Here is a 24634-nt window from a genome sequence, read left to right as displayed (position 1 = left end):
TCATGGCGTTCAGGGCCATGTCAGGGCCGGGTGGGAACGCCCAGGCAAGCAGCGCATTTGGCGCAACCACGCCGTTGCCTGCCAGAAGGCGGCGCCCCACGGCGTTTGGGCGTACCACCAGGCTCCGCTTGGAATGCCCCCGCCATCTGTGGAGATGGAGACAGAGCCACGCGAAGCACTGCTGACGCGCCCAACCAGCCCGCCACTTCCAGGGCTTGCGCCCCCTGAGGCTGCTGCGGCCTGGTTCAGCCCTAGCTGCAGAATGTGCGCTACCAAAAGCCACAGAAGTGCCTGGCGCTGGGTGACGTCACCCACCACGCTGCCTGGCGTGTTGTTGAGGCAGAGGCACGCCAGGGTGAAGGCTCCCTGCGCCTGCTCAGGCGCCACGCTGACCGCCAGAGCTGGGTAGGCGGCTGCCCACCCTTGCCAGTCCCACGCCACAACGCCAGGGGCCGCCTGGGTGCTTAGGGTGGCTTGTGCTGGGCTGGTTTGCGCAGGGGTAGTTTGTGCCAGGGCGGCTGGCTGGTTGGTTGGTGTTGCCGCTGGCGCCATGTCAGCCGCCAAGGGTCTGCACATCGCCCACAAGTTTGGCGGTGTCGACCCCTTCAAGCCCTGTGGGGTGGCTGCCTACCTCCTTGAGCTTGCCTTCGGCTTTGGCTGTGCTGGCTTCAGCGAACACCAGGTTGCGGCGCACCAGTTCGCTGTTTTTGTTCTGCGCTAGCCAGGCCTCCCAGAAGGCGGCATCCACCACGGTGCGGCCACCCATGCCAAGCATGGCGTTGGTGAACTTGGCATAGCGCCTGTCATGGCGCGCGCCCTCCAGGATAACGCTCCGCACAGGGGCGCCAGGCACCATTTGGGCGCCTGCTTTGTTGGCTTGGGCGGTTTCAGCCAGGCCCTTCATGTCGTAAAGGTCCAGCCGCACGCCAGAGGGCAGGCGGCAGATGACGGTGACGGTCTCAGCCATGTCACACCCCCGCCATGGTTGTGCAGGCCACGGGGCGGAACCAGATGGTGCCCCACGTGCCCTGGGATTTCTTCTGCCGCACGTTGGAGGAGTAGCGCTCCACCGTGTGGGCGCGCAGCTTCTCGGTGAAGGCGGTGGTTACGGTCTCCTGCCCCTCGATCTCACGCACGAAAAGTTGCGCCTGCGTGATTTTGGAAAGCCCGCCAGAAAGTTGCGCGCCTGCCTCAGGCAGGGTGTGGATTTCGCAGTTGGGCAGGTTTTGGGCGATGATGTCGCGCAGCTTCAGGTTGTACTGGTTGGTGTAGAGCAGCGCTGCCTGGCGCTCGCTTGGGATGACCAGGCGCAGCGGGCTTTCCATGTCCAGATTGCCGCCAAGCTGCACGGTCAGGGCCTGGTACATCTTCAGGATGTCCGCCCAGACCTGCAGCGGGTCGGAGACATCAGCCCAGCTGTTGCCAGGCGCAGCCGCACCGCTGGCTGTAAGCTTGGGCGTGGGCTGGAGGGCGGCCGGCAGGTCCGGGTCGTTCAGTGCGCCGAAAAGGCGCATACCGGTCACGCCAAACAGGTTGATGCGGTTCTGGGTTTTGTTGAGAACGGAAAGGCTCGCCAGGTTTTTCTGGTTCACCCAGTCCAGGCGGGCTGTGCCCATGCGCTCCACCTCGCGCTCGCCCCATTTCGTCCAGGTCTGGTAATGGTAGCTTTGGCGCTGTTCCCAGTTAGCGTTGGGGTCTGTTGTGCCGTCCTGGCTGTAATCGCCATAGCTGGAGGTATTGCCTGAGAACTCAACAAAGGGGAACTGGGCTGTATCTGTCGTCCAGTCGCCTTTCTGGGCGGTACCGTAGATGGCCTCAGACTTAGTGGGGGTGGTGATGGCCTGCACCACCTTGGGGTCGGTCCACGTGGTGAACAAGGCCGGGATGCCGCTGTTGGGCGCCTGGATGGAGGGGGCGGCCAGGGCGGCGTCCACCGCCAGGGTGATGTCGCTCAGGCCGTGGCAGCCATAGTCGCGCTGAAGGTCAGCTGGGGTGATGGTCATGGTTTTTCCTTGGTTTTAAGGGTGTGGGGGGTTGTTCAGGACTGCGCTTTGGTGGCTGCATGGGCCCGGTGATAACGATGGGCGCGCCCGCCGCCTGCCCGCGGGAGACGACCCACCCCGTGTCCACGCTGCCAGCTGGCGCGCTGCCGGCAGCTGCGGTACTGATGCTGCCATCCGTGGTGGAGGCGTAGACGGCGTGGCCCGGCAGGGCGGCCGTGGTGGAGAGGGCGAAAAAATCCCCGCCCCCCGCCAGTGTGACGCCAAAGCCCGGCGGCACCGTCATGGTGGCTGCCTGGAGGTAGGCTGTGGTCAGCCCTTGCTGGGTGCGCGGCACAAAGCCCAGCGGGGCGCCGCTGCCCTTGTTGGTCAGGGTTTCGCTGCTGCTGTCGGCTGGGTCGGCCCAGGCGAAGGCCGCGACTGTTAGACCATCCACCCCTGCGCGGAAGCCATCCACAGGGGCTGGGACGGAACGCAGGGGGTTGGCTGTGGCGATCTCGCCTGGGTAACCTTCAGGCCAGCTGTGGTGAACGGTGGTTTGAAAAGACATGATGGTGGCTCTTTCCTTGAAAACAGAAATTCATTGAAAAATCCCCGCGCCTTCTGGCACGGGGCTGGTTGGGGTCAGGTGTGTGGCGCTTGGTGGCAACGGCACGCACGGTTGGGGCGCGTGAACGGCCCTGGGAGGGGGGCCAGGGGGCAGACTTCAACAAGCAGTTACCCGTGCGGGCTTCGCTGTCTTGGCGCCTATTGGCCGCTGCTTCTTGCCGCTTGCATTACATGCTGTCTTGAACCCTCAGGCCGATGTTTCACGCTGTTTGGCCTTACGGCCGGCATGGGTTCCTCACCGGCTTTCACGGGCCGTTGGCCCTAGACGGGTTCGCTTCGCGGTGTCGCAGCGGCTTGTCTTGAAGGGGCCATGCGGGGTTCTTTCTGCGCTTGAACTACGTTCTGCGCTGTTCTTGGCGCCTATCAGCGGAAAAGCTTTCTACGTTCCAGCTTCGCTGTTCACTACGACGTTTTCCGCTTTCACAGGCCTGCGGCCTTAGACGGCGCCGCTCTTGGAACCCCTGAGCCGGTGCGCTCCTGCCGAAGCCCGCAGGGCAAGGCAGCAGAAAGCACCGGCTTTCACGGGCTTAGGCCCTATAAGGGTTCCGCTTCGACAATCCCCGCTTCTACGCCCTCCGGGCTAAGGCCCCTTCGCTTCACGGCTAGTTAGCCTAGACGGCGCTGCTCTTGGAACCGGTGGCGGGAAGCTTTTCACCGCTTGCATTTCATGCTTCGCGGGGGCGCTTCCCGCTTTTATAGGGCTGCGCCCTTTAACCGGTTCCGCTCACAACTTGCGGGGGGGGACATAAGGGGTGGCAGCCCCCCCATCCTGCGCCATGGCTTGGCGGTGGCGTGGTGTCTGGGCGGCCAGCTGGGCCTGAACCAGAGCGCGCAACCCCGCCTGGTTGACGCCATCCAAGGCCAGTCCAGCACCGCGCAGGGCGTAACGGTAAACCGCCGCAGCTGAATCCATGCCCAGCATCTCCCCCACCAGGGGGCGCACAAGGGCGCGGGCCTCCGCCAGGGCGTGCAGGCGCGCCTGTTCCCCCGCCAAGGCGCCATCGCTGCCCAGGGACTTTACAAAAGGCTGGGTGGCGCTGGGGGTGGAGGGCTGCAAAGCACTTCCCTCCCCTTCCCCACCCACCAGGCCATCATGGGCGCTGGGTGCTGCGCCCTCTCCCTTGGCCGCGTTTTCAATGGCCTGGAAAAGAATGGACTTGATGTCGCGCTTCATCAGCGCTTTATCCTCTGGCCACATGGCGGTTTCATCAACGCGCCCAAACAGGCGCTTCAAAAGGGTGTCCAACGGGTTGGGGCCTGGGGCGCCTTCCGTTTTGGAATCTGGCATGGTTTCTCCTTTGCTTAATGTGGTTGGGGCCAGTTCAGCCGGCATGGCGTCCGCCACCAGGACGTCTGGCCCAGCGCGGCCATCTGGCACCAGGGCCAGGTGGTTGCCCTTGATGTCACGCATCACCCCGTCATAAGGCTGCCCCTCTGGTGTGGTGCCTGGCGTCATGTCGGGGCGGTAATGGTAGGCGCAGGAAAGCTCCCGCTGGCTGCCGTCCAGAATGCGCTTGATGGCCTGGGCGTCCCACACCGTTAGGGAGTTAGTCAGGTAAGGGTGCTTGAAGGTAGCGTCCCGCCCCATGGCGCCAACGGTGCGTTCGCGCTCTGGCTGGCTGGCGCTGACGGGGGCGTGGCCATCCAGCACCTGAAGGCCGTTGAAAGTGGGGGCAGCGCGCGCCAGCTCAGCGGGGGCGCGGTAAAGGCGGTAACGCCGTTCCGGCTCCAGGCCCAGCTGTTCCCAACCGGGGATCTCCCGCCCCAGGTAAGGGCAGATGTTGGCTTTGCTGATGGGCGTGCGCTCCACATGCAGCCGCCCGTCCTGGTCCACACTGCGGACAGAGCCAATGCGGTCACACGCCAGGGCGGGTGTGTGATGGGGTGTTCTCATGGTTTCATTCCACTAACCTAGATCTAATCAAAACTATTTAAACGCTCAGCGCCTTTGACTTGAATTTGACTTCACGAACATCAAGTCCCTGAAACGACAAGCCAAGGCAGCCGCAGCCCTCCACCGGCCCCATCATCGTGGCTGCTGGCCCTGCGAGGGGTTTTCCAAATGCTCAACACGCAGCCCCAGCGGGCAGGCGCGCCAGCCATGGCCCAAGTGGGCTTCAGGTCTTTTGGACTTGAAAATGGAAAACCCCTCACAGGGCCATCAATCACGATGGCACCTGGAGGGGTGCTAAAAGAGACACTAAAAAGAGGGGGAAATGGCGAAGGGTGGGGAAATGGCGGAAAAGCCCCCGCCCAGCACACATACGCTGGCGCAGCGGGGCAGCAGGCTTCCGTTAGTGGGCGCCGTCCTTCAGCAGCAGGTCCCTGGCTTCCAGCAGCGCTGTGCGCAGCACCTCCAGGCGGAACTTGCCCCAGCGCCAATCCCATTCAAGGATGTCAACGTCAATCTCATCCACAGCGCCTTCATGGGAAAGGCGCCCAATGGTGTGCCCAGCCAAATGGATGAGCGCCGCCTTGCGTTCGTAACCTTCCACATCCACCAGTTCCACTGTGGCGGGGCCTTCAATGTGCTTGGGAGTGAAAGGCTTGTTGATGTCAATGGCATCGTAATCCACAGGTTCTTCAGCGGGGGTGGCGGGGGTCTGGTTGGTGTCTGTCATGGTTATGTCCTCAATTCAGCTTTTCAGCCTTGGAAATTTCATCAGGATATTGGCAGCCATAAAATGCCGGGACCAGCCCAGCAAGTCTTTTGGATTGCGGGCCTGCCTTCAAGGGGGGCTGCGCAAGCACTTTAACGCCTTTCAAGCCCTAGTGGGTTCCTTATCAGGTTCCCCACGCTCCTCCTTAGCCTTATTCCTCGTCCTCTTCATCATCGGCTTGGTCTTTAGGGTCTGGGTCCACATCCCACAGCAAATATTCCTCGCCATGGTCAAGGATGGCCAGCAACTCCTCAAGGGGAAGGCGCGTCCTGGTGCGCTGCCACTTCATGTAGCTTACATCAAAAACATCATAGGCATCCTCGTGGGAAAGCCTAATCTCCTCAACACCGTTAATATCTATACTAACCGAAAACCTGTCATCATCATAATGGTCATCCACATGATGTGAGGTCATCAATTGTGGGTTGTTCTCAAGATAAGGGCTAGATGGTCTACGTGTAGACATTTTTCTATCACTCACATAAAATTGTTTTGAAATGATTTACTTTAGACCTTCGTCATCATCGGTTTGGTCTTTAGGGTCTGGGTCAACGTCCCAAAGCAAATAGTCCTCGCCATGGTCAAGGATGGCCAGCAACTCCTCAAGGGGAAGGCGCGTCCTGGTGCGCTGCCACTTCATGTAGCTCACATCAAAAACATCATAGGCATCCTCATGAGAAAGCCTGATCTCCTCAACGCCATTGATGTTGATACTTACTGAAAGCCGGTCATCATCGTAATGGTCATCCACATGATGTGAGGTCATCAATTGCGGGTTGTTCTCAAGATAAGGGGGGTATGGTTCCTTCATATTTATATCTCCTGTTCACAAATGAAGTTTAGCAGCATAGCACATTCCATAAAATGAACTCTAATGCTCAAATATATTTTTGGTATTTGCAAAAAATCATATTCTTGCGGTCAGTCCAATCGCAAGAATACCAGCTGCAAAAAACAACCATTGATGGTTCAGTTGAGGGCTTGTGGGTTTTGAAAGCGCTTCATCTGAGAACTTATCAGGTTGTCGCTTGCCTTTGGGCTTGGGCCTAGTGGGAACAGCCTCTTTTTCCTTAGGCTTGGCGTTTAACTGAGCCTTAAGCTGGGGTGGTGGCAACAAAAGCGGTTTGGAAGGGGAGGGAGGTTCATCATCATGTTCATCTGATTTGTCATGGTGCGATGAATGTTGGGGGTGTGATGAGTCATTCCCGTAATAATCCCCTCTATCATCACTAAATGGGTCATAGGGCGCAATGAAGTGCATGAATATGCAATCAGCTGTCACAACAATGCCAGCCATGCCTTCCTCTGAACACCAAATACTGTAAGTCCGTCCAACGCCATTAGCATCGCCTGTATTTTTAATTCGAATGATGTTTTTAGAACCACCACTCAATATCTTTTTGACGATTTCCAACCCTTGGGCATTTTTGGCAGCGGCATTGCCTTTTGGTTGGGGCAAGCCTGTTTTGCCAGGCCGGTTGGCATGTTTTTCAAATGAACGGCCAATTTTCGTCAAACCCCGCAAAGCGTCCTTCAAATCCAGTTCCTGGCCTGTGGCGATGATTTTATCAGCGTCTGGCGCCCAGCCATCAACCATGTCGTGCCCCAAGCCCTGGGTCCATTCACGCCCTTTAAGGTATTTCTTGGTTACCTTCTCACCCCAGGCTTCCCAATAAGTATCATCTGGACGGATGCGGACGTGGCCGCTCCTGACATTCTTGGCCACTTTGTGGGTTGTGTTGGGGGCTGAATGGTTCGGTGTGCTGTTGGGTCCTGTGTTTTCAGAACCATTTGTCCATTCGCCATTGGGGGCGCGCTTTTCCTCAGGGTTGTAACCATCCGCGCCAAGGCTGTGGGGGTTGGTGGAGCGCCGTGGTGTGGCGGTGAGCCAACGTGCGCGCTCGTCCGCCGCCATGGTGGCCAGGGGGGAAGGTGGCTTCAACGCAGCCAGTGCCCGCGTGTGGCGGCGTACACGGGCACGCTGGTGAGCCTGGATTTGGCGTTGGGCTTCTTTGTGCGCCAGGCAAACATGGCTGAAGCGCTCCCACAAGCGCCCTTCCCGTTCACCTAAGGTGGCTGGAGCAGGCATGGTTGGGCGCAAGCGCAGCGCCAAGGGGGCTGCCTTGTTCAAAGGGGGCATGGTGGGCATGGTCTGTTTTCCTGTTCTGGCTCGTTTTGGCTTTGATTGGCCAAGGGGCAGCCTTTCCCCCTTCCCTGGTTAAGCAGGAACGGGCAGGCGCCATCCCTTGGCGCGCCAAGGACTGAGGATTAAGCAAATAGGTTTTTATTTGGGTTTAACGTGGCGCGTTCTTCACGCCATGGCAGCACTGCCTGGGCCAGCCCTGCTGCTAACCAGCTATAAGCCCTGCGCTTGAGGGTGACTAAATCATGATGACGTGAAGATAATCAATTACGCTTTAGATAACAGTTAGCTTTCTGATTCGTAGTCTTCGTCTTCCTCCTCGCCCTCTTCGTCATCTTCATCACGAATATCATAGAAGATATCAGTCCACAGAACCTCTTCTCCACGTTCTAGTGCTCTCATCAGCATGCTCAAGGGGTAAGGCCCATCTTCTTGCGGCAATCCCATGCAGGTAACATCCACTGTTTCCAAGGCATCTTCATGATTGAGCGCAAAGCTACCTACTACTCTACCATTTCTTGTAAGATTCAGGTCAAGCGTCATTCTGTTATGATTGTCAACAATGTTCACATAAGTTCTGCCGCCATAATAATAAGTTGTCATTTTTTCATTCTCCTGGCTTTGAGCCTGATAAGGGCAGCTTCTTTCTCCTTAAAGTTGGCGTTTAACTGAGTATTGGGGTGAGCACTACCTCATGGTCCCTTGGAAGGTTCAGGCGCTTCCTGGGCGGCTTGTTTTGCCTGCTCTTTCCTCAGCTGTTCGGCTTCGTATTCCGCTCGCTCTGCAGCTAAGAATTCATCCGTCAAAAGAAGTTATCTTCGTCTGGTACATCATCAAGGATGATGGCTTCACCGTAATCAAACGTATTCATGAACACATCCAGGGGAATATAACCTCTATGACAACCCAGGAAGCAGACATCCACCTGCTCAAAAGCTGTCTCATGGTTGAGGGCGAACTCACCCCTGCCTTTTTCACCACCAGCTATACAAACCTCTACCGAGGCGCGCTCTTCATGACGTCGTACAACAAAAGCTTCCACATTGCTCACTGAGAAATCGCCAATAAAAACACGTTCACGATTAGCTTTCATGTGAGCATGCAATCCTTATCCAGCTTTAAGGGTTAGGAGCTGGTGTTTCCTCCTCGCCCTCTTCGTCATCTTCATCACGAATGTCATAGAAGATATCAGTCCACAGAACCTCTTCACCACGTTCCAGCGCTGTCATCAATTCAACTAAAGGGTAAGGTCCTTCTTCTTGAGGCCAGCACATGTAGGTAACATCCACCGTTTCCAGCGCATCTTCATGGTTCAGTGTGACAAACCCTCTGGTAGCACCATCTCGTTTGAGGGAAAGATCTAGTGTAAGCCGGTTGTGATCTTCATCAGGGTTCATGTAAGTTCTACCGCCATAATAAAAACTTGTCATTTTTTCATTCTCCTGAGAAAAATTTTCATACCTTCCCATCCAAACTTCACAATTGGATTAACACCAAAAACATAAGGATGTTGACGATGTAACTCAGACCAAATCTTGGTTTGCTCTGTAAATGATGTCCACAAATAGTTTAACGCTGCCCGTTCCACTCTATCAAGATCCGCTAAAGGATCATCGTATTCATTGCCGGTTATAAAAGGATTTTCTCCATACACATAAAATGGATTTTTAGAACTTATTTGATCATCAGTTTTTAAAATCGGTTTACTCTTGGTTTCAGGTTTTTGAGGCGCTTTTTCCTTTCTTGATGACCGATGAGACTTTCTTTTAAACTTTAAGGCCACTTCATCTAAATCTTCTCTGGGGAAACCCCATTTATCAAGCGTATCACTATAAAACTTGAATTCATTATTTGAAGTCACAATAATGCCAGGGCTTCCTTTTTCTGGTCCCCAAATCTCGTATGTTTTACCAAAACGGCTTGGTCCACCTTGAGACACCAAGCGCACAATATTCCTAGAAGCTGTTCTTTGAAGCTTTCTGATAATCTCTGCAGCTTGCCTATTCTGCTCTTTGATGGGACCCGTAATTTTCTGTAAACCTGTTCTTAATTCCAGGCCTAATTTGGCACGCTGCTCATCCCGGTCATGATGTTCTTTCTGGCTGTATCTTAACCACGTTTGGTCCCTAGGCCTTCTTTCAAAACGTGGCCGGGTGCCATGTTGAAGAATAGCTTCATAATCTGGCACCCAGCCATCTTTGGCGCGCCCTGTACCATAGGTCCATTCACCATGGGCGCTTGGCATGGGGCCAGTCTTATAATTTTTAACGCCAAAATCTTCAGCCCATTCTATACGCTCCTTTGTTTCTTCTGCCTTTTCTGCAGGCACGGTTTGGCTGTGCTCGCCTCTTGCTTCTCTCTCGCCCAAAGGGGACCGTCCCCCATGGGAGGTAGAGCCAAGGCCCTTACTCCCCTCATGGGCGGAAGGACTTTGGTGAGAATCGGCTCTATGCTGAGCCTCACTTCCATGCAGATTTTCAGAGGGAGAACTGCTTTCTGTGCTGCCATCCTTGTAGGTGAAGCGACCTTTCTGGTCGTGATAGGGATTATGGTCTACGCCCAGGCTGTGGGGGTTGGTGTGGCGGTCAGCCAGCGTGCGCGCTCATCAGCCGCCATGGTGGCTAGGGGGGAAGGTGGCTTCAGCGCAGCAAGCGCCCGCGTGTGGCGGCGTGCACGGGCATTGTGGTGGGCCTGGAGTTGGCGCTGGTTCTCTTTGTGCGCCAGGCAAACATGGCTGAAGCGTTGCCACAAGCGCTCTTCCCGCCCATCTGGGATGGCTGGAGCAGGCATGGTTGGGCGCAAGCGCAGCGCCAAGGACTGAGGATTAAGCAAATAGGTTTTTATTTGGGTTTAACGTGGCGCGTTCTTCACGCTATTGAAGCCGCGCCTGGGCCTGCTCTGCTGCTAACCACCCATGGGCCCTGCGCTTGATGGTTATGGGGTGAAGACCACCGACCTCCCCCAAGGGGCGTAAAGGCACCTTGGGGGCATCAGGTCCGCTGTTTCACTCAGGAGTTTCACCATCTTCAGCAGCCAGCTTTTTGCCGCCTTCCTCAAGAACCTTCATGAACTTTTTCAAAGGGATCCGGCCCCAGTTCACAGTCCAGAAAAGGCGGCAGATGTCTATTTCATGAACACCATCTTCATGGTCAAAGGTGATGACCACGAAGTTGTACAAGACGGCCTCAAGGGACTTCCTGCGGTGGTTGTCTAGCTCATCCATGTAGATTTCGAGGGAAATCTCATGATTAATCTGCTTGTGGCGACCACCCATAACCCACTCCAGAGAACGCAAAAAAGCATGATTGGTTCTAGTGTGGGGCGTCTTGTCAAGCTTCTTTAAGGGGTGGTTAACCCAAACAGCCCTGCTTTTCCAACCCTTGGCAGAGGTGAAAACCAAATGATTTCCACGGTTTTCAAAGCATTTTGAACGCCCTTCGCTGGGGTGGGGAAAACAGCTGTAGCCCCATGAGGAGTTAGGCAAAAAGTGTGAAGCTGGCGCAGCTTGCCCCACTCAGCTCTCTGGGGGCTCTGCCTTGGCGGCTTTTTCCTCTTCCTCAATCCGTTTGAAGTAATCTTCAAGCAGCTCAGGGTCATCATCCAGCAAATATTCCTCAGCCCCCGCCAAGAGCTGCAAAACATAATCTAAAGCCAGCCGTCCTTCTTTCATGGTCCAGCTTAGACCATCAATATCTATAAGCTCCACTCCATCTTCATGATTGCAGGACATGACCGCCCCCGTGGTGGAGTCAACGATCTCGTAAGTGTCCCTTTCATAAAAGTCATATGAATTAACATAACGATCAACGTGGAAGTGACTTTCATCGTTATTGGTTATTCTTGGAATGCTCATTGCCGCAACCTCATTACAGTTCAGTTTAAAGACCCTTTCAGACGAGTCCCCGCCATCATTCACCAACCTTCTTGAAAAGGCACTCAGCTTTCTGGGTTCTCTGCCTTGGCGGCTTTTTCTTCCTCCTCAAGCCGCTTGAAGTAATCTTCAAGCAGCTCAGGGTCATCATCCAGCAACCATTCTTCGGCTTCTTGCATTAAAAACAAGACATCATCCAAGGGAAGCCTGCCCATTTTTGCGCCGTCCCAACCCATGCATTGAAGATCAATAAGATCCACTGCATCTTCATGGGTGAAAGCCATGGTTACCCCTTTGTCATCCACCATGATTTCATAAGTGCATCTCTCATGAATGTCCGGCGTATTAACATAAGTGTTCAGGAAGAAGTGGTGGTTAGTTTGTTCAGGAAAATTCAACTTAGACATGTCAAATCCAATAATCAGTTACGGAAAGATTGGAACAATTACCGGCATTTCAGGCACCATGACTTCTGGTGCAACCATGCTGCCCGTGGGCACGGGGACATCTGGTAAAGCCACATTACCAGTTGAAACACCTTCACGCATCCCTGACCAATCCACTTCATGTTCAGGAAGATCTATGAGCGGCTCGTTAATGAATTTCTTCAATTCAGAGAGAAATTTCTGCCAACGATTGAGAGGGGCATGGGATGTTTTTGAGAGCCTTTCTCCCGTTGGCGCCGCAGTTGTTAGTTCATGTTGATGAGGAGTATTATTTTATTGTTTTGTTTGTGGGGAGCACAAGGAGGGGCTGCGGGGAAGGGCAGCCCCTTGGGGGTAAGGGTTGGGCAAAAAGGGGTTGAAGCAAGGGGCGGTCAGTCTTTTGAAGAGGCCTCAGATGAAGGCGCTTCAGAATGAGATTCTGAAGAAGGGTTTTCATCTTCTACCTCCTCTTCGTCATATTCATCTGGAGCGTACACATCGGCATCATCCTCCAGCAAACCTTCTTCACTGTACTCAAGAACATCCATGAAATAATTTAAAGGAATTCTTCCATTCTTGTTGCTCCAACTCAAGAAATTTACATCAATGAGATCTATGGCATCTTCGTGTGTCATCTCAATGATACATACATCGTGAAATAATATTTTTGCCGTGTATCTTAGTTCACCATGCACTGAAGTGTAGAAAAACTCACTCAGGAACCGCCACTCATCATAATCCAAATAGGTGTCTTCTGGAATCATGTTCACTCTCACTCTTCATCACTGCCAGATAAACCTAGTATAAGAAGACCTAAGCTTTCAGCAAATCATCTCATGAAGAGTTTATGTGGCACATTGTTTTATTGTTTTATTTGTGGGGAGCACAGGAAGGGGCTGCGAAAAAGGGCAGCCCCTGGGGTGAGTAAGGGTTAGACGAAGAAGCGATGAAGCAAGAGGAGGTCAGTCCTCTGGCGTGAGGTTTGAACCATCATCAGGTTCAGAGGACTCGTCTCCATCCTCGTCATAATCGTCCTCTTCTTTATATCCCTCATCACCATAAATGTCATAGTAATCATCCTCCAACAACCTTGCTTCACCTTGATTGAGCGCATAGAGAAGCATGTTAAGAGGGAATGGACCATTTTCTTTACTCCACCCAAGACTGCTCACATCAATGAGTTCGAGGGCATCTTCATGATTGAGATTTACTAAGCCCTTAGGTTCATAGTCCTTAAGTAAATCAATGTCTTCAGTCAGCCTATTATGATCATCCAAAGTATTGACGTGAGTTCTTTCTGTGAAATAGAATTCTGCCATTTCACTTATCTCCTTTCCAAGCTTTCCAATCGTTGTATAAATCCCAAAGAGTGGATCCTATGTCCACGACATCCTGAGGGCTAATCCATTTCCTTTTATAATCTGTCCAGAGGATCCTGAATAATTTTCCAGACCTTCCCAAGATCTTCAGCTGTTTCAGGTTAGGCGTTTTTGATGGCTGTGCAAGTTTGAGCACAGCCGATATTTTATTGTTTTGTTTGTGGGGAGCACAGGGAGGGGCTGCGGGGGAAAGGCAGCCCCTTGGGTGGGTAAGGGTTAGGAGATGTATCGATGAAGCAAGAGGAGGTCAGCTCTCTGAAGGCGCTTGAGAATGAGATTCTGAAGAAGGATTTTCATCTTCTTCCTCATCTTCGTCATATTCATCTGGAGCGTACACATCGGCATCATCCTCCAGCAAACCTTCTTCACTGTACTCAAGAACATCCATGAAATAATTTAAGGGAATGCTTCCATCTTTTTGTTTCCACTTCAGATAGTTCACATCAATGAGATTTATGGCATCTTCATGAGTCATCATGATGATATCTTCACTCTGAAATGAAACAGTTGTAGTGTATCTTAATTCACCATGCTCTGAAGTGTAGAAAAACTCACTTAAGAACCGCCAATCATCGTATTTTAAATAGGTATCTTCTGGAATCATGTTCACTCTCACTCTTCATCACTGCCAGATAAACCTAGTACAGGAAGGCCTAAGCTATCAGCAAATCATCTCATGAAGAGTTTATGTGGCACATTGTTTTATTGTTTTATTTGTGGGGAGCACAGGAAGGGGCTGCGGGGAAGGGCAGCCCCTTTAGTGGTTAAAAATCAGGCAAAGAGGAGTTGAAGCAAAGGACGGTTAGTCCCTTGGCGTGGGGTCTGAACCATCATCAGGTTCTGGACCTTCGTCTTCTGTTTCTTCATCGTCTTCTCCTGTATATCCCTCATCACCGTAAATGTCATAGTAATCATCCGCTAAGAGGGTCTCCTCGCCCATTTCAAGAGCTTCAAGGAGAACATTAAAGGGAAATGGACCATTTTCTTTAGGCCACCATAAACAAGTCACATCAATAAGTTCGAGACCATCTTCATGATTAAGGGTTACTAATCCCTTTGGATGTCCTCCAAATTTAACCAAATCAATATCATCTGTTAAATTATTATGATCATCCAAAGTATTGACATGAGTTCTTTCTGTGAAATAGAATTTAGGCATTTTACTCATCTTCTTTCCATGCTTTCCAATCGTTGTACAATTCCCAAAGAATATAACCAATATCCACGATTGCTTGACCTGCGCCCTTTAATTTTGGAAGGTGCCTTGGCTGGCGCCCTAATGAACTCAGAGATCTTTGCAAGCTCTTCGTCTGTTTCAGATTAGGTGTTTTTGATGGCTGTGCAAGTTTGAGCACAGCCGATATTTTATTGTTTTGTTTGTGGGGAGCACAGGAAAGAGCTGCGGGGAAGGGCAGCCCCTTTAGTGGTTAAGAGTTAGGAGAAGGAGTGATGACCCAAGAGGCGGTCAGTCCTTTGGCGTGGGGTCTGAACCAACATCAGGTTTTGAGGCCTCGGCTTCTGTTTCTTCATCGTCCTCTCCTATATATTCCTCATCACCGTAAATGTCATAGTAATCATCCTCTAAGAGGGTCTCCTCGCCCATTTCAAGGGCCTGAAGGAGAACATTGAGAGGAAATGGACCATTTTCTTTACGCCACCCTAAGCAAGTTACATCAATGAGTTCGAGACCATCTTCATGATTGAGGGTCACTAGACCTTTATTTTCACCGTCTTTCGTTAAATCAATGTCATCAGTCAACCTATTATGGTCATCCAGAGTATTAACATGTGTTGTTTCAAAAAAATGGAATACTGTCATTTCACTTATCTCCTTTCCAAGCTTTCCAATCGTTGTATAAGTCCCAGAGAATAGAGGCAACATCCTCAATTTTCTGAGCCGGAGGATACAATTTTGAACCAATCCTAATGGCTGGTTTTAATAATCTTAGAGATCTTCCCAAGATTTTCAGCTGTTTCAAGCTAGGCGTTTTTGATGACTGTGCAAGTTTTTTCGCAGGTTTTGAAACGGTGTTGTGAGGTGCTGGGCTTTTTGCTTCAGGCGCTTCTGAAGGGGTTGGCTTTAATTGAGGCTTATCAGCTTGGGTATGTTCAGGACTAGCTGGCTTCGATTCAACTTGTTGAGGTGGGTTTTCCTTTAAGGGGGCGTTGCCATTCTTTTTAACTAAAGCATTTTTTCTGCTTTTCTTTCCAGAAGTTTTCTTTTTATGCTCTTGAGCAACATGATCTTTAGGTCTTTGGAATCCTAAGTTATCAAGGGTATCAAGATAAAATTTAAATTCGCCATTTTGGCCAAAGGCTGCGCCCGGTGCGCCTTTTTTGGGGCTCCAAACACCATAGATTGTGTCATAACGCCCTGTTGAACCATCTTTTAAAAGATAAACAATATTCCTTGATTTGGTTCGTTTAAGATCCCTTATAGGCTTAGCGGCATCTTCATTCTGTTGCTTTATGCTACCAGTTAATTTGTGCAGACCTGTTGTTGGCTCATGGCCAAGTTTTAGGCGCTCTAAATCTCTGTTGTAATGTTTACCATAATTAAACCTGAGGTTTGACTGAAAATTTCGTGGCTTATTGGGAAACCGCCTTTGGTTACCTTTCTCCAGGGCATAATCATAATCTGGAACCCAGCCATCTTTGGCGCGACCTGTGCCGAACGTCCACTCACCATTGGCCTGAGGCATAGATTGGCCAGGTTTGTAATCCTTGGCACCAAAATCTTCAGCCCATTTAGCGCGCTTTACAGCTTCTTTAGCTGCAGTTTCTTCTGGTGTAGCCTCAGCATGATGAGCACTTTCTTCCCCCCCTCCAGTGGAAGCAAAGCGGATGGACGCATGGGCGTGAGAGCCTGTTTTGATGAGGCCGCTGCGGGCTGTGCCACTGTGGTGGCCAGTGCCCCCATGGGTGGCGCTGTGCTTTTCCGCTCCACCAGCCTTATGCTGGCCTTCTAGGGAAGGGCCGCTTTCTGAACCGCCTTCCTTATGGGTGAAGCGGCCTTTCTGGTCGTGGTAGGGGTTGTGGTCCGTTCCCAGGCCTTGGGAACCACCGTGGATGTTTGAGGGGCGCGGGCCAGCGGTGAGCCAGCGGGAACGTTCATCAGCCGCCATCCTCGCCAGGGGGGAGGAGGGGTTCAGCCCTGATGGCAGGGTGGTTCGGTCTAGTTTCCCGCCCCCAGGGTGTTTGGAGGCATCTGTGTCTTCAGGCCCTTCAGGCCCTGCACTTTCACTCTCAAGGCCTTTGGGCCCTCCATCTCCTGGCTTGTCTGGCCCTTTTGGTCCTGCATCTTCTGGCCCCGGCTTCTCCCCTGTGCCTGCGTGACCATGAGGGGGCAACGCTGGTGGCGCGCCAGGCCCCGGCGGTGGCTGGGGCAGGTCGTTGGGCAGCGCAAGGGCGCTGTAGGGGCTGTCCACATCCGCATTTTGGCGCTGGCGGGCCTCTTGCGGGGTGATGATGCCGGCTTTGATGTTGGCGGTGTCTGTGTCCGCCTTCATTTTCTCCACCTCCGCACGGGTGCGGCTGTCCATCTGCCACAGGGGGCGGAAGGTGAAGTCCAGCCCAGGCTTGACCTCCCCCCAGAGGTGGAGCTGCACCATCTGCACCATGCGTTCCAGGATGGGGCGCAGGTGGCTTTGCTGAAAGGCCGCGATCTCGTCATAGAAAACGCGGATGCTGCCTTCGTCTGAGGCGTTCAGCCCTGTGGGGGTAATGCCGAAGAGCTTAACCAGGGGGATGCCGGGGATGGCCGCCATGGCCTCCTGCGCTTGGGCCTGGAGGCGGTCAAGCCCGCCAAGGGGGGCTGAGACCACGCTGACGTCCTCTGCCTCCTTATCCGCTACGATGGTGTTCTGCCCCTCTGAAAGGCGGCGCATGACGTTGACGCGCCCCAGGAGGCTGTCCAGCCCGCCGCCCTGGCCAGCGCCCATAGTCTGCTGCATTTGGGCCGCCATGTCCGTTTTGAGAACGAGGTTGGAGAAGTTGGCCGTGATGTTAGCAACCGCGTTGCGGGTGCGCAGGTAGTTGTGGACGTAGGGGCGCAGTTGCTGCGTCAGCGAAAGGCCGCCGAAGTTGAAGGCCGGCCGCAGAAGCTCCGAGACGGGGTAGGGCACCATGGTGAGGAGGCGCGTGTGGTGGATGAGGCTGCCCTGCACCCACCAGTTCTGGGGCTGGTAGTAATCAGGCAGGAGGGGGCTTTCAGCGTTGTAGGCGTTGGGCGTTGTCCAGATGGGTTCCAGCCGCTTGAACCCTTTGAGGCGCCCTTGGAGGCCGGCCTCCTTGGTGAGGAGGAGGGGGATGTCCTGGTCCAGCGGGCCAAGGCCAACCCCCCTGACATCCACCCAGATGTGGGAGAGGCCGTAAAGGAGGGCGTCAAGTGTGGCGCGGTGTATGATGTCGCGCACGCCAAAGCTTTGAAGGGTGTTTTCCAGTTCGCGCACGTTGCGGCTGGCAAGGTCAGCGGCGCTTTCCTCAGCACCCCCTGGGGCTTCGGCATCTTCAGCGCCCCGTGCCTTTTCAACACCCCCTATGCCCACTGCGCCTGCTGGACCCCCTGAACCCTTGGGGTTGGTGCCAGTTTGGGGGGGCGTGCTGGGGTGTGGTGTGGTTGCTTTGATTTCGATCCATTCGCGCACGCATTCACGCGCGATGACCTCGCACGGTTTTCTGAACTCGGCGCGCTGGGCCATTTCGGCCAAATAAGGGTAACCCATGAAACCAAGGCCATCCGCCAGCCAAGCGGCGTGGGGGCCTGTGCCGGCGCCCATCCAGGCCTGCGCCAGCGAGCCTACCGGCAGCGCCCCGTCCTGCGCCATGCTGGCCCCACCCTGGGCGGTGGAGGCTGTGCCAAGGCCGTAGCCCTGGCCGACAACGCCGCTGGGTGGCCTGTAGGGGCGCAGGCGCGCGGCCCCTGGCCCCTCTGCCCCCATGCCTGGCAGGGCGCCTGGGAAGGGCGCGCTATGGGCGTAGCGCGTGAAGGGGGGCAGCGTTGGTTCCTGCCGCGGGGGGTTGGGGGTTGGCTGCGCTGTGGGGCGTGCGCGCCGGTGGAGAAAGTCCCAGAACCTGGCCATGGTTCACCTCATTAATATTGGTTGTGTGGGTAGGGTTTGCGTGGAAGTGGAAGCACGGAAGTGCAAAAGCTGTGTTGAAAAGGCGTGCCGCCGGCAGTGGTACTGAGGACCCTTGCCGGGGCATTGCTTTGCTAGGGGTTGGCTGCGCCTTGGGGCGTGCGCTCTGGTTGGTTTCAAGCAAAGGCGGAGAAGTCGGGCAGGCGGCGCCTGTTGGTGATGACGCCGTCCAGCGCGTAACGCGTGGCGTCTATCCAATGGTTGTTGGCGTCCACCAGCTGGGGGAGGATGTCGCCCGTGCGTGGGTCTGCCTTGTAGCTGTAGGTGCGCAGTTCCCGCGCAAGCTTGACGCAGCGTTTGTGCAGCTTAATGCCCGCAAAGGCCTTGATGCGCGCGATGCCATCCTCCACGCAGCCAGGCCATTTGCGCGCCGCTGTGATGTTGAAGCCGTGGCGGGCGATGTAACTTATGGTCTCCGGCCTGGCGCCATCGGCCTTCAGCGGCCACGACGTGGCGCCGGGGATGGCGCGCAGGAAATCTGGCAGGCTGTCCAGCTCCATGCCGGGGCTGCCCTCGGCGTGGTCAATGCACAGGAAGCCGTCCTCCACCCAGCAGCGCACCAGGGCGGTTGGGTCGTTGGCGAAACCCCAGTCGATGCCGAAATGAAGCCTGGCGCCAGGTGGGGGGGCTATGTCGCACTCAAACTGGATGTTGCCCCTGAACACCAGCGCTTCAGAGAGGGTGAGGTGCCCACCTTCCCACACATAGTGGTATTCGGCCTGGTCCTGGCAGACCAAGTCGCGCTGGCGTTCCTGCGCTAGCGCTGGCGTGAACCAGGGGTTGTCGCGCCAGTTGGCCTGGACGCACACAACCCCTGGCCCTGGTTGGCGCCTGGAAAAGGCGTCCACCGGGTCTGTTGGGTTTTCGGGGTTCCAGCTGCACCATATCTGGCTGCCAGGGGCGCGGATGGTGGGCCGCAGAAGGCGCCAGGAGCGGCGGCCGACACTCTGCGCCTCCTCCACCCAGGCAAGGTCGAAGCCTTCAAGGGACTTGATGGAATCAGCCGTGTGGTCTTGCAGGCCCTGGAACAGGATGGTGCCGCCGCCAGGGGTGCGGATGACGTTCTCCAGAATAGTGAAATGCGCCCCAACCCCAAGCCGCCCCACCCAATCCGCCAAAAGCTGGCGGGCGGAGAAGCGGATGGACTTCTGAACTTCACGGCAGCACACGGCGCGCAGCCCTGGCTGCTGGAGGGCGCGCAGGATCAGGGCCTGAGCGAAGAAGTTGGATTTACCGCTGCCGCGCCCGCCATAAGCGCCGATATAGCGCGCCCTGCCTTTGTGGTGGGGTGCCAGGCAGTGCTGGGCCAGGGGCTGGAAAACGCTGGCGACAGGCAGTTGGTGCAGCGCTGGCTGATTGGTGCCCATGGCGTGCCCCCTGCTTTTGGGTTTAGGTGTGGTTTTTAAGGGGCTGGTCCTGTTTCAGCGCCTTTTTCAGCGTTTTCAGGCGCAGCTGGTTCAGCTGGTTCAGGCTCAGTTGGCTGAACAAACTGGATGGTGAAGCCCTGGAAGGGCGCCTGCCCACCATTCCCCTCTGGGGCGGTTTTGGGGTTGAAGCCCCAATCAAGCAGTTCTTTGGCAGCGGCCATTTGCACTTTGGGGTCTGGTGCCGTCATCATGATGTCGGCCAAAACAGTGATGGCGTCCGCCCCATGAAGCTGGGCAAGCTGGCGCACATGCTGGGCGGCCTCTGGGCCCTCAGCTGCAGGTGAGGGGCAAGGCTTGGCTGTTCCGGTGCTTTGGCCAGGGTGCCTGGTTGGGTTGGCTTGTGTGGCCTTGGACGTTTTCAGCGCTGGTGCCGCTTTGGCCATGGCGTTCCTCCCCCTTTAGCAAGCAAAAATGATCAGGGTTGTCGGCTGTGGTCGGGGCGCTGGGCGCGCATAAAAAACCCGCACGCCACGGAGGGCTGCGGGTTGGGGCTAAAGCGGGCAAAAACGGGGCGGAGAAGCCCAGCCTAAAGCGCCTCAGCGCCTTTCCCTTGCTGGGAAGCGCCTGAAGCCCAGGCTGTGGGTAGAAGCCCGTGGCCTGAAATGAGGCAGCCTGGAACGTGGAGTGGAGCCGTGGCCTGCTTGGCCAGCCCCCTGGCCTTTATAGGCAGCAGGGCAACCAGCAGGGTGCTCTGGGCACTTTCAGTAGGTTTCTTTTAATCTAAAGTCACAATTATCACATGATAACCTTTCTTTAACTTATCGCTCCCCTCTTGTCAAGGGGCACGGCAGCCATGGCGCTTGCCCCCGTTCTTCTTTCACAGCTTGATGGGGAGAAAAGCCACATCCAGGACCGTCACATTCTTCCGCAAAAGCTTCTCATAATCCTGCAGATGCCCATCTTGCGCCAAGGCCAACACGGCTTCAGTCAGCACCGATTGCCGGGATGACATTTTCAGGAAAATACCATGGCCGTTCAAAAACCCTTCACCAATCATGAGGGCCGCCCGCTTGTTGGCATCCACGAAGGGATGGTTCTTAGCCACTGCCTGCGTGTAAAGCGCCGCCAGAAAACAGAACGAAACATCAGGCTCATAATGGAAATGCTGCCGAGGCCTGTTGAGGGCAGCTTCAAGCAGGCCCATATCACGCACGCCTGGCAATCCCCCAGCAGCCTTCAGGGCCTCTTTCTGGTAGAGAAGGGCGTCTTCCCTCTTAATCCAGAGAAGCTGGGGAATGGCCGTCATTGCGCTAGGTCGTGGATGGTCTGCTCATGCTCACGCACGAAGAAGCGGGCCATGACCCTTTTTTCCTCTTGGCTCAGGATGCCAGGGTTTTCCAGAGAGAGGCCAAGTTTATTGACCCGGATGTCCATGGCCTGGACAGAGACCCTAAACTTCTTGGCCAGCTCGTCCACACTGCGCATGCCCATGCGGTAGAGCGTTTTGACGTAGAACGAAGGCATGATGAGATCTGCGGCAAAATAGTTTGCCGCCACTTCAACGGGGTCAGCATTGAAAATGCCACTCTCTTGCAGCTGCCTTGAGGTGTCACGTGGACGCTCACCATGCTGGAGAAAATGGTGCCCCAGCTCATGGGCAATCGTAAAACGCTGACGATTTTCGTGACCGGACCAATGATATTGGATCACAGGCCTGGAGGTGCCGGATGCAGGGATATACCAACCGCACACACCATCCTTGAAATTTTCAGGCTCCACCTCCACCCCGGCACGCCTTGCGATGGTCACGGGGTCAATGGGTAGAACGCCGCGGTCAGAATAAGCCAGCAAAACTTGCTCCGCTGTGAGTATCTTTGACATATCCTCAACTCCTTAGAACAAGCTTGTTCGTTTGCTTACTTCCTCCAGGCGCACCTCTGAAACAGATAGTTATTTTGTGCTTTTCAGTGAGGTGGTGTCAACTTTTAGTCCAAAAAAGCCACCATTTTATAGCGGGGACGACTTTTTGGGGGCGGTTTGCCGCCATTTCTTTCCGCAAAGCGTTTGCGCCCTTCAGACTGGTGCCAGGCCAGCATTTTCTTGAGAGCAATGCGCGCTAGGGTCTTGCCGAAATGGCAGCGCTTGTCTGGTGATTGGTAATGGGTGAAGCGCGCCCCCAAGCTGGTGAAGTCCTGCTTTTCCACCAGAAGGGCCACGGCGATGTCCCACGCCTTCTCCCCCTGGAAATGGGCGAAGCTGCGCACATGCGCCCAGGCGCGCGCTTGGGAGAAGCCTTTGATGATGTCATCAGCCGCCACTAATGTTTCGCTACCATCAGGCATTTTCACAGGCAGGGGCGGCGGGTTACCTGGCAAGGGATCTTGGTAGCCCTCATGGCCCCAAATATAGGCTTTCACAAAAGCCAGGGCCACGGCCTCCGTCTGGCCATCCACCCCCAGGCGGCGCAATGTTTCCACCAAGGCGCGGGGCTGTTTGCGGCGCGCGCGCCTTTTCTCGCTCAACTTGCCCATGGCACCCTCCCTTTTGGCTGTGCAAAAGGGCTGTTTTCACAAGCAAACCACCCCCGGCGCCACTGGACCGGGGCAAGGGCCTGGGGCTGGAGGGGGCGTGAATGTGCCAGGCGCGCGCCTGGGCCAGCTGCGTTTAAGCGCGCGTGCTAGCGCCAGCCCAGGGCGGGGGCCACTTGGGTGCTGAACAGCGCCAGCGAGCGCAGCGTGGCTTCTGGCGGCGGGTCCACTGAATGGACCTGGATGGCCACTTCAGTGGCTTTGTCCAGGGCGCGGTCTTCCGCCAGCTGGCGCGCCACCTCCTCAGGCGTGCCAAGGATTACGTCAAAGCTCTGGATGAGGTTTTCCAAGCTGCTGTCATCAAGCGTGAAGCCAGCTTGGCGGAACAGCGGCACTTGGCGGAACAGCCCCGCCTGCGCCCAATCAAGCGCTTGCTGGCGGCTGTCGGCCACCACCACGGTGCGCGATGCCATGATGCGCGCTGGAACACCTTGGGGCAGGCTTTCCAGGTAAGCTTCCACCAGGGGCTGCTGAAGGGCGTGGAGGGGTGCACCTTCCCACCCTTGGGGCCGGGGCTGCGTACGCGAGAGCATCAATCCATCCCCGGCGCTGCCAGCCATGCGCGCCCCGAAAGCGGAGAACGTGGCCTGCCAGCAGCGCTGGCCAAGCCCGCTGGCCTGGGGCCATACCACATTCCCGCCTGGCAGCGCCTGGCCAGCCCAGCTTTGCTTGATGGTGGCGAGGTTGGCGTTCATCAACGCGTGACGCTGGGCGAAGTCATGGCCAAAGGCGGCGTAGGAAGAAGGCGTGCCGCCAGAGCCGAACCCGACCTCCAGCCGCCCTTGGGAGAGGATGTCAACCACGGCTGCGTCCTCCGCCACCCTGATGGCGTCTTCCATAGGCAGGGTGATGACGCCCGTGCCGAGGTGAATGGCGCTGGTCTTTGCTGCCACATGGGCCAGAAAAGGGAGCGGGGAGGGCAGGCCGCCCTCAGCGGGGTGGAAATGGTGCTGGGCCACCCAGGCAGTGTTGAAGCCCAGCTTTTCAGCAGCCTGGATTTGTTCCCCGGCCAGTTGGTAGCGCTTGGCGGCTGGGCCTTCGTCAAGCAGGCGCGTGAAGAAGCCAATGGATTTAGAATGCATGGCCAAGCCTCCTGGGGTGGTGTGGTTGCTAGCATTCTCCACCGCAGGGTCGTTCAACGCAAGGACTTGGCGATGTTTACGCGTGATTTTGCACTTAACACGATAAGGTTAAGTGATTAAGGGGCCTTCAATGAGGGCCTTCAAGTAGTAGAGGGGCCTTTAGGCAGCCGCCTGCCCGTGGCGCCTGTGGTGCAGGCGCGCCCAAGGCGACAAAGCCAAACGCAGCGCCAGCAGCAACGGCACAATGGGCCAGGCCAGGAAAACCACCAGGGCTTCCAAACGCTGCTGGCGTTCAGGCAGCCCCATGAACCAGGCGCAGCAGAACACCATTAAACCGCCCAGAAGGCCCCAGGCGCACAGCCCTTCCAGGAAGGGACCCTGCGCCAGCGTGGGGGGAAGGGGCAAAGCGCTGCCAGCAACGCGTGCCAGGGTTTCATGCATGGGCGTGGCTCCCACCATTACGGCTGCGATATGAAGAGGGGTTCATGGCCATCTCCTGGCAAAGGCCCCTTCAAGGCGTGGCCGTGGCGGGGTGTGGTGGCGAGGGGTGCTGGGCACCTTTGGGACGCTCCCTTTTTACCATTTTGGGAAAATTTCACAAGGAACTGGGCTAGTATTTTCCCATTATGGGAAAAATATGCCTTAAAATTGGTTTTAACATAGTTTAGCCCTGATGGCGTGCCATCCAGGCCCTCGTTACGTTCACAGAGCGTTGAGAACGGCCCCGCCCTTATTTTGTATTCGTGTTTGAGAAGGATCCAACACCGTGACCCTACCCTACCCTTGCTGCCATCAGCGCACTGCCACCCCCTGCCTCCCAAAGCGCCAAGGGGGGTGGCGCTACCTGCTGCCAACGCTTGGTCTGGGGTTGGCTGTAGCTGGTCTGCCCCAGCTTGCGCTGGCGGCGCCTTACACCGCTGGCACCACCACGGACCGCTACGGCGCTGTAACAGGGCACATGGAAAGCAACGGTACCACCACAGACCGTTACGGCGCCGTGACAGGCCATGTTGAAAGTGACGGCACCCTGACCGACCGCTACGGCGCTGTGAAAGGCCACATTGGCCAGGATGGCGCCATCACTGACACCTACGGCGCCACCATGGGCCACATGACAAGCGATGGGGAGCTGGACGACCGCTACGGCGAACCTGTGGGCAATCTGCGCTCAGACGGCACTGTGGTGAACAAAACAGGCGCTGTGGTAGGCCATGTGCCGCCTGGCGATAAGGTGGGCGCCATCATGATACTGCGGGACGGCCTTTCCTCCCGCTGACCAGGCCAGCGCCCAAGCCCTTAAACCAGGAACCAGGAACCGCTGAGCCTGCGCCAGCCCTCAACACCTGCCGCTGTCCCCCTGGGGGTGGAAGGC

The 24634-nt window shown here is 55.6% G+C and carries 32 protein-coding genes; 1 reads left to right on the top strand and 31 read right to left on the bottom strand.

Annotation, left to right across the window (positions count from 1 at the left end; all coding sequences use genetic code 11):
• Positions 1-9 precede the first annotated feature (9 nt).
• The 31 genes from E3E12_RS08000 to E3E12_RS07850 form a co-directional block, all read right to left on the bottom strand.
• A complete protein-coding gene (locus tag E3E12_RS08000; RefSeq protein WP_141444199.1) occupies positions 10-552 on the bottom strand; it encodes a DUF4054 domain-containing protein in 543 nt (180 codons plus the stop codon).
• 1 nt (position 553) lies between these two features.
• Complete coding sequence (locus E3E12_RS07995; protein ID WP_141443823.1) at positions 554-967, bottom strand: hypothetical protein; 414 nt, start codon at positions 965-967, stop codon at positions 554-556.
• A gap of 1 nt (position 968) precedes the next feature.
• Positions 969-2003, bottom strand: coding sequence for a DUF2184 domain-containing protein (locus E3E12_RS07990; protein ID WP_141443822.1), 1035 nt, complete (start codon positions 2001-2003; stop codon positions 969-971).
• Positions 1984-2550, bottom strand: a complete 567-nt coding sequence (locus E3E12_RS07985) for a structural cement protein Gp24 (protein ID WP_141443821.1) — start codon at positions 2548-2550, stop codon at positions 1984-1986. Before E3E12_RS07985 ends, E3E12_RS07990 begins: the two co-directional genes overlap by 20 nt.
• Positions 2551-3333: 783 nt before the next feature.
• Positions 3334-4503, bottom strand: a complete 1170-nt coding sequence (locus E3E12_RS07980; protein ID WP_141443820.1) for a DUF2213 domain-containing protein — start codon at positions 4501-4503, stop codon at positions 3334-3336.
• 400 nt (positions 4504-4903) lie between these two features.
• Positions 4904-5230, bottom strand: a complete 327-nt coding sequence (locus tag E3E12_RS07975) for a hypothetical protein (protein WP_141443819.1) — start codon at positions 5228-5230, stop codon at positions 4904-4906.
• A 190-nt stretch (positions 5231-5420) separates the two neighbouring features.
• Complete coding sequence (locus E3E12_RS07970; protein ID WP_141443818.1) at positions 5421-5684, bottom strand: hypothetical protein; 264 nt, start codon at positions 5682-5684, stop codon at positions 5421-5423.
• 87 nt (positions 5685-5771) lie between these two features.
• Positions 5772-6080, bottom strand: a complete 309-nt coding sequence (locus tag E3E12_RS07965) for a hypothetical protein (RefSeq protein WP_141443817.1) — start codon at positions 6078-6080, stop codon at positions 5772-5774.
• 96 nt (positions 6081-6176) lie between these two features.
• Positions 6177-7418 carry a hypothetical protein gene (locus tag E3E12_RS07960; RefSeq protein ID WP_141443816.1) on the bottom strand — a complete coding sequence of 414 codons (1242 nt, stop codon included), beginning with the start codon at positions 7416-7418 and terminating at the stop codon, positions 6177-6179.
• 279 nt (positions 7419-7697) lie between these two features.
• Positions 7698-8015, bottom strand: a complete 318-nt coding sequence (locus E3E12_RS07955) for a hypothetical protein (RefSeq protein WP_141443815.1) — start codon at positions 8013-8015, stop codon at positions 7698-7700.
• A 199-nt stretch (positions 8016-8214) separates the two neighbouring features.
• Positions 8215-8505: a hypothetical protein gene (locus tag E3E12_RS07950; RefSeq protein ID WP_141443814.1), complete on the bottom strand. Its 291-nt coding sequence runs from the start codon at positions 8503-8505 to the stop codon at positions 8215-8217.
• Positions 8506-8530: 25 nt separating this feature from the next.
• On the bottom strand, positions 8531-8842 hold the full coding sequence (locus tag E3E12_RS07945; RefSeq protein WP_141443813.1) for a hypothetical protein: 312 nt from the start codon (positions 8840-8842) through the stop codon (positions 8531-8533).
• Positions 8839-9780 (bottom strand): hypothetical protein, encoded by a 942-nt coding sequence (locus E3E12_RS07940; RefSeq protein WP_141443812.1) that lies wholly within the window; start codon positions 9778-9780, stop codon positions 8839-8841. The genes E3E12_RS07945 and E3E12_RS07940 overlap by 4 nt, the downstream gene beginning before the upstream one ends.
• 185 nt (positions 9781-9965) lie before the next feature.
• Positions 9966-10202, bottom strand: a complete 237-nt coding sequence (locus tag E3E12_RS07935) for a hypothetical protein (protein ID WP_141443811.1) — start codon at positions 10200-10202, stop codon at positions 9966-9968.
• Between the two features lie 214 nt (positions 10203-10416).
• The gene (locus tag E3E12_RS07930; RefSeq protein WP_141443810.1) at positions 10417-10686 is read right to left on the bottom strand and encodes a type II toxin-antitoxin system VapC family toxin; all 270 of its coding nucleotides are present in this window, start codon (positions 10684-10686) and stop codon (positions 10417-10419) included.
• A 240-nt stretch (positions 10687-10926) separates the two neighbouring features.
• Positions 10927-11265 carry a hypothetical protein gene (locus tag E3E12_RS07925; protein ID WP_141443809.1) on the bottom strand — a complete coding sequence of 113 codons (339 nt, stop codon included), beginning with the start codon at positions 11263-11265 and terminating at the stop codon, positions 10927-10929.
• Positions 11266-11348: 83 nt separating this feature from the next.
• Positions 11349-11690: a hypothetical protein gene (locus E3E12_RS07920; protein WP_141443808.1), complete on the bottom strand. Its 342-nt coding sequence runs from the start codon at positions 11688-11690 to the stop codon at positions 11349-11351.
• A gap of 18 nt (positions 11691-11708) precedes the next feature.
• Positions 11709-11894, bottom strand: a complete 186-nt coding sequence (locus E3E12_RS07915; RefSeq protein WP_141443807.1) for a hypothetical protein — start codon at positions 11892-11894, stop codon at positions 11709-11711.
• Positions 11895-12100: 206 nt separating this feature from the next.
• Positions 12101-12472 carry a hypothetical protein gene (locus E3E12_RS07910; protein ID WP_141443806.1) on the bottom strand — a complete coding sequence of 124 codons (372 nt, stop codon included), beginning with the start codon at positions 12470-12472 and terminating at the stop codon, positions 12101-12103.
• 198 nt (positions 12473-12670) lie between these two features.
• On the bottom strand, positions 12671-13027 hold the full coding sequence (locus E3E12_RS07905) for a hypothetical protein (protein WP_141443805.1): 357 nt from the start codon (positions 13025-13027) through the stop codon (positions 12671-12673).
• 307 nt (positions 13028-13334) lie between these two features.
• On the bottom strand, positions 13335-13691 hold the full coding sequence (locus E3E12_RS07900) for a hypothetical protein (protein ID WP_141443804.1): 357 nt from the start codon (positions 13689-13691) through the stop codon (positions 13335-13337).
• A gap of 198 nt (positions 13692-13889) precedes the next feature.
• A complete protein-coding gene (locus E3E12_RS07895; RefSeq protein ID WP_141443803.1) occupies positions 13890-14255 on the bottom strand; it encodes a hypothetical protein in 366 nt (121 codons plus the stop codon).
• A 297-nt stretch (positions 14256-14552) separates the two neighbouring features.
• Positions 14553-14906, bottom strand: a complete 354-nt coding sequence (locus E3E12_RS07890) for a hypothetical protein (RefSeq protein ID WP_141443802.1) — start codon at positions 14904-14906, stop codon at positions 14553-14555.
• 1 nt (position 14907) lies between these two features.
• The gene (locus tag E3E12_RS07885; RefSeq protein WP_141443801.1) at positions 14908-18168 is read right to left on the bottom strand and encodes a phage portal protein; all 3261 of its coding nucleotides are present in this window, start codon (positions 18166-18168) and stop codon (positions 14908-14910) included.
• A 173-nt stretch (positions 18169-18341) separates the two neighbouring features.
• Positions 18342-19592, bottom strand: coding sequence for a PBSX family phage terminase large subunit (locus tag E3E12_RS07880; protein ID WP_141443800.1), 1251 nt, complete (start codon positions 19590-19592; stop codon positions 18342-18344).
• A 35-nt stretch (positions 19593-19627) separates the two neighbouring features.
• On the bottom strand, positions 19628-20035 hold the full coding sequence (locus tag E3E12_RS07875) for a hypothetical protein (protein ID WP_141443799.1): 408 nt from the start codon (positions 20033-20035) through the stop codon (positions 19628-19630).
• A gap of 434 nt (positions 20036-20469) precedes the next feature.
• A complete protein-coding gene (locus E3E12_RS07870; protein ID WP_141443798.1) occupies positions 20470-20898 on the bottom strand; it encodes a type II toxin-antitoxin system death-on-curing family toxin in 429 nt (142 codons plus the stop codon).
• A complete protein-coding gene (locus tag E3E12_RS07865) occupies positions 20895-21473 on the bottom strand; it encodes an ImmA/IrrE family metallo-endopeptidase (protein ID WP_141443797.1) in 579 nt (192 codons plus the stop codon). Before E3E12_RS07865 ends, E3E12_RS07870 begins: the two co-directional genes overlap by 4 nt.
• 104 nt (positions 21474-21577) lie before the next feature.
• Entirely contained in the window at positions 21578-22123 is a 546-nt protein-coding gene (locus E3E12_RS07860; protein WP_141443796.1) for a hypothetical protein, read from the bottom strand.
• Between the two features lie 146 nt (positions 22124-22269).
• Entirely contained in the window at positions 22270-23262 is a 993-nt protein-coding gene (locus E3E12_RS07855; RefSeq protein WP_141443795.1) for a putative FMN-dependent luciferase-like monooxygenase, read from the bottom strand.
• Between the two features lie 159 nt (positions 23263-23421).
• On the bottom strand, positions 23422-23703 hold the full coding sequence (locus E3E12_RS07850) for a hypothetical protein (RefSeq protein ID WP_141443794.1): 282 nt from the start codon (positions 23701-23703) through the stop codon (positions 23422-23424).
• Between the two features lie 325 nt (positions 23704-24028).
• On the opposite strand from E3E12_RS07850, the gene E3E12_RS07845 reads away from it, so the two are divergent.
• Positions 24029-24538: a 5-fold beta-flower protein gene (locus E3E12_RS07845; RefSeq protein ID WP_141443793.1), complete on the top strand. Its 510-nt coding sequence runs from the start codon at positions 24029-24031 to the stop codon at positions 24536-24538.
• Positions 24539-24634 lie beyond the last annotated feature (96 nt).

Origin of the sequence: Formicincola oecophyllae (assembly GCF_006542395.2) — a bacterium.
GTDB classification, from domain to species: Bacteria; Pseudomonadota; Alphaproteobacteria; order Acetobacterales; family Acetobacteraceae; genus Formicincola; species Formicincola oecophyllae.
This window is presented reverse-complemented; position numbering and strand designations above follow the sequence as displayed.